The organism is Megamonas funiformis, from assembly GCF_010669225.1.
Classification (GTDB): Bacteria; Bacillota; Negativicutes; order Selenomonadales; family Selenomonadaceae; genus Megamonas; species Megamonas funiformis.
Genome location: NZ_CP048627.1, coordinates 1,055,185 through 1,066,789 on the forward strand (window position 1 = coordinate 1,055,185; position 11,605 = coordinate 1,066,789).

The window sequence follows — 11,605 nt, forward strand, 5'->3', positions numbered from 1 at the left end:
TTATCATGGAAGGATTAGCACCTTTTCTGCTCTTTTTGTTTTTTATGATAATAAATATCTATACTGGTCAAAAACGTAGAGAGCAAAAAAAGAAACAAAAACAAGAATTTCCTGATATATATGATAATCCACCACCAAGACAAAATAGAAAAAGAAATCTTGATTATATGATGGCAAAGCCAAAGGTGAATAATGATAATATTGAAATTGTGGCAAATGATTTACAACAAGAAAAAATAAATGATTTAGCACAATATATCGATAAATATGAACAGGATTTGCAAAATAGATATCAAGAAAAATTAAAGCAAAATAGAACTAATCTACAGGCAAAAGATTTTATTCAACAAACAGAGATAAAAGCTGTAGATAAGGATAAAAAAATACAAATAGATATTGAAAAAGAGCATATAATAAAAGCAATAACGTATGCTCAAGTTTTAGAACAACCAAAATCACTGCAATATTTAAAGCGATTTGGTATAAAACGCGTAATTCATAAAGATTAAAATAAAGCTATAATCATTAGTAATTTTAAGAAAAATAAAATTTTATAATGGTTATAGCTTTTTTTATTTATATAATTTATAATAGAAAAGGATTGATTTTCATAAAAGTTGAATAAAGAGTCTTTAAGTAATTTTTTGGTAAAAAGATTTAGCACTATAGAATGAATATGTTATAATGAGAATATGACTATTACTTTAAAAATAATGGAGGGCGAATGCTTTTGCCAAATTTTGCAGAAATAAAAATACCTTTTCAAGACAGAGCAGAAACAATTGGTATTCTTGGTGAAAATGATGAATTTTTGCGAGTTTTAAATGATAGTTTTGCCTGTCGTATTATTGGTAGAGGTACAGATTTATCAATCAATGGTGAAGAAGGAGAAGTAAATGCTGCCAGTCAAGTTATTGAAGCTTTGCTTTTATTGTATAGACAAGGTACAAAGCTTACAATGCATGAGGTTAGATATAGTATAAAACTGGTTAAAGCAGGTCAATCTAATGAATTAAAATCTTTATTCACAGATGTATTGACTGTTACTTCAAGAGGAAAATGCGTTCGACCAAAGACTATTGGACAGAAAATTTATATTGATGCTATTCGTCGTCATAGCATAACTTTTGGTTTAGGTCCAGCTGGTACAGGGAAAACTTATTTAGCTGTAGTCATGGCTGTTATGGCACTTCGCAATAATGAAGTAGATAAACTTATTTTGACTCGTCCAGCAGTTGAAGCAGGAGAACGTTTGGGCTTTTTACCTGGTGATTTACAAGAAAAAATCGATCCATATTTAAGACCGCTATATGATGCATTACAAGATATTTTAGGTTTAGAAGCTTATCAAAAATTATTAGCTAGAAATATCATTGAAATAGCACCGCTTGCATATATGCGTGGTCGCACATTAGAAAGAGCTTTTGTCATCTTAGATGAAGCTCAAAATACTACACCTAGACAGATGAAAATGTTTTTAACTCGTTTAGGTTTTGGCTCAAAAATGGTAGTAAATGGCGATTTGAGTCAGATTGATTTGCCAAGAGGTAGTGGCTCAGGTTTGACACAGGCGACAAAAATATTAGATGGATTAGAAGGTATTTCTGTGATACATTTTGATGATAGAGATGTTATTCGTCATGATGTAGTTGCACGAATTATTAGAGCTTATGATGCTTATGAAGCTGCTAATCCGCCTAGTGAGAATAAAGATAAGAATTTCTATAAACATAGTTGATAAAGTAATAAATAGCAAAATTAATTTACTAAATGGGAGATTTTATTATGGAAATAATTTTAAGCAATTTACCTGAAAATCTTGAAATAGATGAAAAATTAAGTGATACAGTGAAAGAAGCTGTAGAAAAAGTTGGTCAATTATATGCTTTAGATAATGCAGAAGTGAGCATTACGCTTACAGATAATGAACATATTCATGAAATAAATCGTGAATATAGAAAAGTGGATAGACCAACAGATGTAATATCTTTTGCTTTGAATGAAGGTGATGAGCCTAATATTGAAGGAGAAATTCCTGTAAATATGTTAGGTGATATTATTATTTCTGTAGAAAAAGCGATAGAACAAGCTGGCGATTATGGTCATAGTGTTCGTCGTGAAATAGCATTTTTGACAGTTCATGGTATGCTTCATTTATTGGGATATGACCATATAGAAGAAGCTGACCGTGTAGAAATGCGAAAAGAAGAAGATTTTGTTATGGAACAATTAGGAATAAGTAGAGATTAAAAAGGAGTTAATTTTTTGGAGAATAAACATTTTAAATCAGGTTTTGTAGCAGTTATTGGTAGACCAAATGTAGGAAAATCTACATTGATAAACAGTCTTATTGGACAGAAAATAGCGATAATGTCTGATAAACCACAGACTACACGCAATAAAATTATGTGTGTATTGACTACAGATAATGAACAAGTAATTTTCTTAGATACGCCAGGTATTCATAAACCTTTGCATAAATTAGGTGAATATATGGTAAAAGCAGCAGAAGGCACATTAAAAGAAGTTGACGCTATTTTATTTGTGGTTGATGCTACTGAAGATTTAGGTGGTGGTGAACGTTACATTATGGAACGTTTGCAAGCTACAAAAAAACCAGTTATTTTGATTGTAAATAAATTAGATTTAATTGATAGACAATCCGTATTGCCGATAATTGAAAAATATACAAAAGCATACGATTTTGCAGGTGTAGTGCCAATTTCTGCTAAAGAAAAAATGAATTTGGATAGTTTACTTGCAGAATTAAATAAATATTTACCAGAAGGGCCACAGTATTATCCAGCGGATACAGTAACTGACCAACCAGAACGTTTGATAGCTGCGGAAATGATACGTGAAAAGGTACTTCATTTGACTCGTGATGAAATACCCCATGCTATAGCTGTAGATATTGAGGAAATGAAATCCCGTGCTAATGATAAAGTTTATATTCGTGCAACTATCTATGTTGAACGTGAATCACAAAAGGGAATTGTCATTGGTAAACGTGGTGCATTATTAAAAGAAATAGGGGCATTAGCTCGCAAAGATATCGAGACAATGCTTGGCTCTAAAACTTATTTAGATTTGTGGGTAAAAGTCAAAAAAGATTGGCGCGACCGCAGTAATGTGCTTCGTGAATTAGGTTTTAGAGATTGATAAAGGAAGACGTGCTTAACATGATGAATAGATTATCACATTATTTTATTAATGGGCTTATAGTATTAGTACCAATTGTTATAACTTACTTTGTAATTGCTACAGTATTTGCCTTAGTAGAAGGTATAGTAGAAAGTTATATACCACTTAAATTTCCAGGTGCAGGTGTAGCCTTATTAATTATCGTTATTTTAGTTGCTGGCTGGATAACATCAACTTGGTCATGGGCTTCTCAGCGAATTATCAGCTATTTTGAAACAGTAGTAGATAAAATTCCAGTTGTAAAATTTATTTACAATAGTGTTAAGCGTGTTTCTACAATGTTATTTGAATCAAAAACGATGTTTAGTCAAGTCGTTTTAATTCCTTATCCACATCCAAATGTAAAAACTATTGGATTTTTAATGCCAAAACCATCATCATTACTTGCTCCATATTTAAGTAAAGATGAAGAATATGAATCTGTATTTTTACCATGGAGTTTAAATATGACTTCTGGATTTAATGTATTTGTACCTAAAAAAGATATAATTTATGTGGATATCTCTGTAGAAGATGCTTTTCAATATATATTGACAGCTGGTGGTGTAATGCCAGGTGCTGATGTAAAAGCAGATTTAGCAAAAATACAAGAAGTTAAGGAAAAAATGGAAAAAGCTCAACAAGAAAAAAATATGGATTCTGTTGAAAATAAGTAAAATATTAAAAGGGAAAATAAACTAATATGGCTATTTATACAACAGAAGTATTAGTTTTAGGTGTAAAAAATTGGGGTAACGCAGATAAAATCGTTACTCTTTTATCACCTACTTATGGAAAAATAACAGCAGCAGCATATGGTTGTAGACGTCCTAAAAGTCCATTAGCAGCATCTATGCAGCCATTTTCATGGTTAGATATTCAATTATCTAAAGGTGAAAAAATGGATACAGTTCGCCAATGTGAACATAAAGGATTTTTTTCTGATTTATATGAGGATTTGACGGCAATGGCATATGCTTCTTTTATTGCAGAATTAGCTAAAGAATTATGTAGTGAAGATGAACCACAAGCAGAGATTTATGAAAAATTATTAAAGATTTTGCCTTGTCTAACAAAATTTAATCCTCGTATTTGTGCTTTGGCTAGTGCTTATCAGATTTTTGAATATACTGGCTGTCAACTTCATTATAGTCAGTGTGCATTATGTGGAAGTAAAATTGAAGGCGATTGTCATTTTGATGCAATGCAAGGTGGAGCAATCTGCACATCTTGCAGTCAAGGAAAGCAGATAAATTATCCAGCTTCAGTAAGATTATTTATAGAGCATCTTTTACATTTAGATTGGGATAATCCACCTAAATTTCAAGTAAAAGGTATTGATTTGATAAATGCTGAAAAAATTCTATTAGATTATATACAATCCTTAATTGGCAAGCCTTTTAAATCACTTACTTTTATTAAGCAAGTTACAAGTTTATCGTAAATAAATTTTATAAAAATATTTGCAAAATTTATTCAAAAAAGCAGGATTTTTAGCTATATATGCAGAATATAATTAATATAAAATAACTTGAAAATATATTATAATCAAGGCACCAAGGAGGGTTTGGTTATGGATAACGTAAAACGTATTTTAGTTCCAATCGATAGCTCTGAAATTGCTGAACGTGCTATGCAACAGGCTATAAAAATTAATCGCTTTAATGAAGCAGAAGTTCATATTTTATATGTAGCAGATATTAATAAGTTAGCAATTAATGCTTATTTATCTGGTAACGTATTGATTGAAATTGAAAAAGCAGGTCAACGCATTTTAAATGCAGCAAAAGAATTGTTCCCAGAAGGAATGAAAATTGTTTGTGCATATAGAACTGGAGACCCAGCTGAAGCAATTAGAGATTATGAAAAAGAAATTTCTGCAGATTTGATTGTTATGGGTAGTAGAGGTTTAGGTCTTGTACGAGGTGTATTGCTTGGTAGCGTAAGTAAATATGTGTTAGAACATGCCGAATGCCCAGTTTTGATTGTAAAATGATATAAATATTAATTAAAAAACTAACCCCAATAATTAGTACATTCTAGTTATTGGGGTTTTTATTTTATGTTGAATTTAATTTGTATTAATAGGGTTAATATCCACTGTTATATTTTTATCAATATCTACTTTACATTCACGCAAATAATTTCGTAAGGTATTTAAATCATTTGTTTTTAATAGTAAATTAAAGCGATACATTCCTTTGAAATTTGCGATTAAAGATGGAGCAGGGCCCATGACAATAATATTTTTATTATCTTGGAATTTATTTTTGATGAGTTTTTTTAAATTTTGTGCTTTAGTTAAAGCATTTTCTTCATTTTCGTCTTGAATTATTAATTTTATGAGTTGACAGAAAGGCGGATAATACATAGCTTTACGCAATAAAATTTCTTCATTATAAAAATGATTATAATCTTGTTGAATACCGCATTGTACAGCATAATGTTCTAAATTATACGTTTGTACGATTACTTGTCCACGTTTATTTTTTCTACCAGCACGACCAGCCGTTTGAGTTATTAAACCAAAACAACGTTCTCCTGCTCTAAAATCTGGTAAATTTAGGCTAGAATCTGCACTTATGATGCCAACAGCTGTTACAGTAGGTATATCATGACCTTTAGCGACCATTTGTGTACCTAATAAAATATCATATAGACCAGCTTTAAATTGCTTTAAGATATCTAAATGAGCGAATTTTTTGCCAGTAGTATCTCTATCTAAGCGAATTATTCTAGCTTGAGGAAATAAAGTGGATAATTCTTCTTCAAGTTTTTCTGTTCCTGAGCCGAAAAATTTAATATATTTACTATTACATTTTGGGCAGATAGTAGGAACAGTTTCTGTGATATCGCAGTGATGGCATTGTAAGATGCCACGGCGATGATAAACAAGTGGTAAACCACAGTATTTGCATTTGATAACATGACCACAAGCTCTACACATTACAAAAGTGGAAAAACCTCTGCGATTTAACATGATGATAATTTGTTCTTTTTTAGCTAGAGTATCTGCAATTAATTCTTTTAATTTTAAAGAAATAATTTTTCGATTGCCCATGCGTAGTTCTTCACGCATGTCCACTCCTTCAATATATGGTAAAGGTAGGTTATCTATTCGATTAGGCATTTTTAATAAAACATATTCGCCTATTTGCGCTTTGTAATAACTCTCTAAAGAAGGTGTAGCACTACCCATGATTAAAGTAGCATGATAAATTTCAGCCATTTTTTCAATGATATCATGACTGTGATATCGAGGTGATTCATCTTGCTTATATGAAGAGTCATGTTCTTCGTCCATTACAATTAAGCCTAAATCTTCAAATGGAGCAAATAATGCTGAACGAGCTCCAATGATGATACCTATCTGTTTAGTGCGAATTCGCCAAAATGTATCATTTCTTTCTCCAACGGATAATCTACTATGAATAACAGCGACATCATCAGTAAAATATTCTTTAAAAGAAGTTACTAATTGCCCTGTAAGGACGATTTCAGGAACTAATATAAGGGCTTGTTTACCTAAAGCACGTGCTTTTAAAGCCATTTCTATATAGATTTGAGTTTTGCCACTACCTGTAACGCCATATAGTAAAAATTTTTGCTTGCCTTGATGTTGAGCTATTTCTATATTTTTTAAGGCTGTCATTTGCTCTGATGTCAGTTTTTTATCTGCATTTTGTTTAGTAGTTATTTGATGATAACTATCTCGCAATATTTGTTTCTTTTCTAATTTTATATAGTCTAAATCAGCAAGTGCTTTTAATGTAGGTAGAGAGATTTTTTCATTTGCTAAATCTTTAGTAGAAGCTTCTTTTATTTTAGCTAAATATAATAGAGCTTTTTTTTGAGCTGGTTTATTTTTTAAAGTTGCTAAAATATCATCATTAACTGTTACATTTAAAGAGGCATAAGTGATATAAATTTTATTAGCTTTTGTTTTATAAGTATAATCTCGGATAATTAGTTTTTTGGCGATGAGTTTATCTAATAAAGAAGATAAATTGTCAATTGTATTGAATTTATGTCGTAAAGTCAATAAATCAGTATTTTTTTGTAGAGAAAGATATTCAAGCAAAGATATTTCAATTGCTGATAGTTTATTTTTAGGGAATAAATCATATTCTTGTTGGTTAATATTAAAAATAGGGCGAATTTGTACACTATTTTTTCCGGGGATAAATAACCGCATAGTTTCGCCTAAAGAACATAGATAAAAATCAGCCATCCATTTGGCGGTAGTATACATTTGAGGTGTAAACCAAGCTTCCGTATCAATAATATCTTTGATTTCTTTTAATTTAGTTATATCTATATTATGTTCATTATTTGCGTATATTTTAATAATAAAGCCTTCCATAATTCTATTGCCGAAAGGTACTAAAACACGACAACCTTCTTTTAAAATATCAAATTTCTCAGGAATTATATAAGTGTAAGCCTTAGCAATACTTTTAACGGGAATATTAATATATATATCTGCAAGTTTTTTCATATAATCACGTACCTAATCAAGTAATATGTTTATATTATAATATATCTATTTAATTTTAGAAAATAAGAAAATATGAGAGAGGATATTTTATATGTATTACAGAATTTTATAATTAAAATAATTTGCGTGAAGGAGGTGAAGGAGAATTTTTATGAATCCATTATTAAGAAGATTATTGCTAATTATATTGGGAATATCGATAGCATTTTCGTTTTTATCGTTTTTTTCGGCAAAATAGATTGAAAGGAGATTTTATAATGTTAAAAAACAGAATAAAAAAATCTATTGGTATTTTAACTATGGCATGTTTCTTAGCAACACCTATTAGTTATGTCATAAGTGCAAATACAACAGAGGCTGCTCCGCCACCTTAACCTGGACATGGTCGTCATAGATAAAGAAAAACCTCTGATAAATTATTTATCAGAGGTTTTTTATATAATATTATTATAAGCCAGCTTGTTTTCTTAATGTTTCAGCTTTATCAGTATGTTCCCAAGGAAGATCTACATCTGTACGACCGAAATGACCATAAGCTGCTGTTTGAGCGTAAATTGGACGACGTAAGTCTAATTCTTTGATGATACCTGCTGGACGAAGGTCAAAGTTATCATTTACAAGTTTTGTGATAACGTCTTCAGCTACTTTATTAGTGCCGAAAGTATTGATGCTGATAGATACAGGTTTTGCAACACCAATAGCGTATGCTAATTGGATTTCACATTTATCAGCAAGACCAGCAGCTACGATATTTTTAGCTACATAACGAGCCGCATATGCTGCAGAACGGTCTACTTTTGTTGGATCTTTACCGGAGAAAGCTCCGCCACCATGACGAGCCATACCGCCATAAGTATCAACAATGATTTTACGACCAGTAAGACCAGTATCACCTTGTGGACCGCCGATAACGAATTTACCAGTAGGATTGATGAAATATTTTGTTTCAGCTGTTAAAAGTTCAGCAGGAACAACAGGTTTAATTACTTTTTCCATGAGGTCTTGTTTAATTTGTTCTAAAGTAACATCTGGGTCATGTTGAGTAGAGATAACAATAGTATCTACAGCAACAGGTTTACCATCTTCATAAACAACTGTTACTTGAGTTTTACCATCTGGACGAAGATAAGAGAGTTCACCAGATTTTCTAACTTCAGTAAGACGACGAGCGAGTTTATGAGCTAAAGCGATAGGAAGAGGCATATATTCAGGAGTTTCATTTGTAGCATAACCGAACATCATACCTTGGTCACCAGCACCAAGATCTGTTTTGTCTGCTTCGCCTTCTTTTGCTTCTAAAGATTTATCGACACCCATAGCAATATCAGGGGACTGTTCATCAATAGATAAAGAAATACCACAAGTATCGCAGTCTAAACCGAATTTTGCACGAGTATAACCGATATTGCGGATAGTTTCACGAACGATAGATGGAATATCTACATAGCAATCGGTGGATATTTCACCAGCTACATGGATTTGACCAGTCATAGCGAAAGTTTCACAAGCTACACGACCATTTGGATCTTTGGCTAAAATTGCATCTAAAATGCTATCAGAAATTTGGTCTGCTACTTTATCAGGATGACCTTCAGTAACAGATTCAGAAGTAAATAATACTTTGTTGGACATTTAGGAACCTCCTAGTATATTTTTTTATATCTTAACAATTAAAAAATAACATAAAAAAAACTCTCTAAACTTAAACGCGAGAGAGTTTATATCCATCTCTCATCTTCTAAGTAAAACTTAAAGGATTTGGCACCGTTTGATAAATGCTCAATGGTTGCCGCAACGTCATTGGGCCAGTCCCTCAGTTGCTCTTGATGAGTTATTCTATATAATTGCTAATCATTATCATATAGAAAAAATAGATTTTTGTCAATATCTTTGTTATAAAAATAATTTATTATTCTAATCTAAAATATAAATAAGAAGGCTCCTAAAAATAGAAGCCTTCTTGGAGAATTTTATTAAATCATATTGTTTCTATAAGTTGCATAGAGTTCTTTTAATTCTTCCATTTTATCATACATTTCTACCTGTAAGCTAGAAGCTGTAGCAAAATCTCCAGAATTTAAAGCATTGATTAACTGAGTGAATAAGGATTTATTATCGATGCTGTCTTTAGCAAGATAATAACGAATGCGGTTGAGTTTATTCCAGTTGTAAGAATCTTCATCAGTTACATATGCAGATTTAATTTCTTTAAATTTGCTGATAAGCATACGATTTTCAGGAATAATACGGCTGATAAGTTCAGTTTTCCAACGAATTAATTCACCTTCAACAAATGCATCAATAATTTTATCGCTGAATGCTTTACCTTCAGTTAAAACTGCACGTTTTTCAGGATATTTTTTCAAGTTAGAGAAGTTTTCCCAAACTGTTGCAGGATGTACACCAAAACGTTGATGACGTTCTTCTTCAGTGTAATCTTCAAATACATCATCTTCAGCACGATAAGCACGGTCTTTTTCTAAGTAACCAGCATCATCACCTACATCTTTGGAGATTTCAGCAAGTAATTCAGCAGTAGTTTTAGTAACAGCGTATTTAACACCATCAAGGATAGATGTATAAATAGCAGCAAGTACAAGATAAGTGTTTGTATATGGATTACAAGCGCGAAGTTCAAAACGAGTAGCTTTTGGATTGTTAACATCACGAATAAGACCAGCTAAGATTGTACGGTTACGAGATGGAACTTCTGGTTTATGACCTAAGGAAGTAACAATACATACAGGAGCTTCAAAACCTGGTTTTAAACGATTTAAGGAGTCATTAGTTGCGGATACGAATGGGTTGATAACTTCATAGTTTTTAAGTAAGCCCATGATAGCACCATAACCTACAGCACTCATGAAGTCTTTTTTCATATCAGTTGGAGCAAATAAGTTTACGAAAGAACCATCATTCATGATAGCACCAATACCGAAATGAGTATGTTCACCATTACCAGCAAGACCGATCATAGGTTTTGCTTTGAAGTTTACTTCAAGACCATTTTCACGGAAGATTTCTTTTACAAGGATACGAACAACAAGTTCATTATCAGCAGCTTGAAGTGCATCAGCGAATTTCCAGTCAATTTCTACCTGTTCGCAAACATGAGTCATATTACCATCAGTATCCATATGACCTTTCATACCACCAACTTCTTTATGACCCATTTCAGGGGAAAGACCATAAGCTTCAAGAGCTAACATGCACTGTTCAAGAGCTGTACGAACAGCACCGCGTGTACGTTGCCAATATTGTTCTTGCATAACCTGAGATGCGGACATTTCAGGGATATCTGCTTCACTAAGTGGAGTTTTTACCCAGAATTCAAGTTCAGTAGCGGAAGTAAATACGATATCTTTTACATCTGCGCCATTGATATGTTCTAAGCCGGAGATTTTAGCATTATTTTTAAAGAGATCTAATAAACCTTTTTTTACATAAGTTAAAGTGTTAGCTAAGATGGAACGGGAGTCTACAGCTTTGCCATCATGAATAAGAGCTGCAGGAATACGGAGAGTACCAACTGGTTTACCGAGTTCATCATCATAGCTTTCGATATTGTAATCAACGAACCAATTAACAGTAGGATCAATTGGCATATCTACTTTAGCATTATTTAATGTAGCAATACCTGTTAATACTACAGAAGAACCATCTGTTTGAACAGCAGAGCCATTATAGAAAGAGTCAATATCTTCAAGAAAAACTCTCATAGGAATTTTTTCATCAGTATCATTACCAGCTAAATCGATACCTACTAAAGAAACAAATTTAATTTCAGGATGTTGTTTCAATGTAGCAATAATATCTTCTTTTTTAGAATTTGCAGGAATAACATATAATAAATCGTTCATTAAAAGACCCACCTTTTATTAACAAAATTTATGTAGCAACTAAAAAAAGCCGTATGAAAACAAA

The 11,605-nt window shown here is 31.9% G+C and carries 10 protein-coding genes and 1 riboswitch; of the genes, 7 read left to right on the forward strand and 3 right to left on the reverse strand.

Annotated elements, in window-relative coordinates:
- Positions 1 to 5: 5 nt before the first annotated feature.
- The 7 genes from GXM21_RS05225 to GXM21_RS05255 all read left to right on the forward strand — a co-directional run bounded on the left by GXM21_RS05225 (position 6) and on the right by GXM21_RS05255 (position 5,179).
- Positions 6 to 509, forward strand: a complete 504-nt coding sequence (locus GXM21_RS05225; protein WP_227152720.1) for a hypothetical protein — start codon at positions 6 to 8, stop codon at positions 507 to 509.
- A 215-nt stretch (positions 510 to 724) separates the two neighbouring features.
- Positions 725 to 1,738 (forward strand): PhoH family protein, encoded by a 1,014-nt coding sequence (locus GXM21_RS05230; RefSeq protein ID WP_008538143.1) that lies wholly within the window; start codon positions 725 to 727, stop codon positions 1,736 to 1,738.
- A gap of 47 nt (positions 1,739 to 1,785) precedes the next feature.
- Positions 1,786 to 2,250 (forward strand): rRNA maturation RNase YbeY, encoded by a 465-nt coding sequence (gene ybeY / locus GXM21_RS05235; RefSeq protein ID WP_008538142.1) that lies wholly within the window; start codon positions 1,786 to 1,788, stop codon positions 2,248 to 2,250.
- A 15-nt stretch (positions 2,251 to 2,265) separates the two neighbouring features.
- Positions 2,266 to 3,162 (forward strand): GTPase Era, encoded by an 897-nt coding sequence (era, locus tag GXM21_RS05240; RefSeq protein ID WP_008538141.1) that lies wholly within the window; start codon positions 2,266 to 2,268, stop codon positions 3,160 to 3,162.
- Between the two features lie 20 nt (positions 3,163 to 3,182).
- Complete coding sequence (locus tag GXM21_RS05245) at positions 3,183 to 3,860, forward strand: DUF502 domain-containing protein (RefSeq protein WP_008538140.1); 678 nt, start codon at positions 3,183 to 3,185, stop codon at positions 3,858 to 3,860.
- Between the two features lie 26 nt (positions 3,861 to 3,886).
- Positions 3,887 to 4,627, forward strand: a complete 741-nt coding sequence (recO, locus tag GXM21_RS05250) for a DNA repair protein RecO (protein WP_008538138.1) — start codon at positions 3,887 to 3,889, stop codon at positions 4,625 to 4,627.
- 129 nt (positions 4,628 to 4,756) lie between these two features.
- Positions 4,757 to 5,179, forward strand: coding sequence for a universal stress protein (locus GXM21_RS05255; RefSeq protein WP_008538137.1), 423 nt, complete (start codon positions 4,757 to 4,759; stop codon positions 5,177 to 5,179).
- A gap of 75 nt (positions 5,180 to 5,254) precedes the next feature.
- Here GXM21_RS05255 and priA read toward each other — a convergent pair whose 3' ends face one another.
- From priA to GXM21_RS05270, 3 genes are all read right to left on the reverse strand, one after another.
- Positions 5,255 to 7,681 (reverse strand): primosomal protein N', encoded by a 2,427-nt coding sequence (priA, locus tag GXM21_RS05260; RefSeq protein ID WP_008538136.1) that lies wholly within the window; start codon positions 7,679 to 7,681, stop codon positions 5,255 to 5,257.
- A 447-nt stretch (positions 7,682 to 8,128) separates the two neighbouring features.
- Positions 8,129 to 9,313, reverse strand: coding sequence for a methionine adenosyltransferase (gene metK / locus GXM21_RS05265; RefSeq protein ID WP_008538134.1), 1,185 nt, complete (start codon positions 9,311 to 9,313; stop codon positions 8,129 to 8,131).
- A gap of 96 nt (positions 9,314 to 9,409) precedes the next feature.
- Positions 9,410 to 9,514, reverse strand: a riboswitch (SAM riboswitch).
- A 140-nt stretch (positions 9,515 to 9,654) separates the two neighbouring features.
- Positions 9,655 to 11,541, reverse strand: coding sequence for a type I glutamate--ammonia ligase (locus tag GXM21_RS05270; protein ID WP_008538133.1), 1,887 nt, complete (start codon positions 11,539 to 11,541; stop codon positions 9,655 to 9,657).
- Between the last annotated feature and the right edge of the window lie 64 nt (positions 11,542 to 11,605).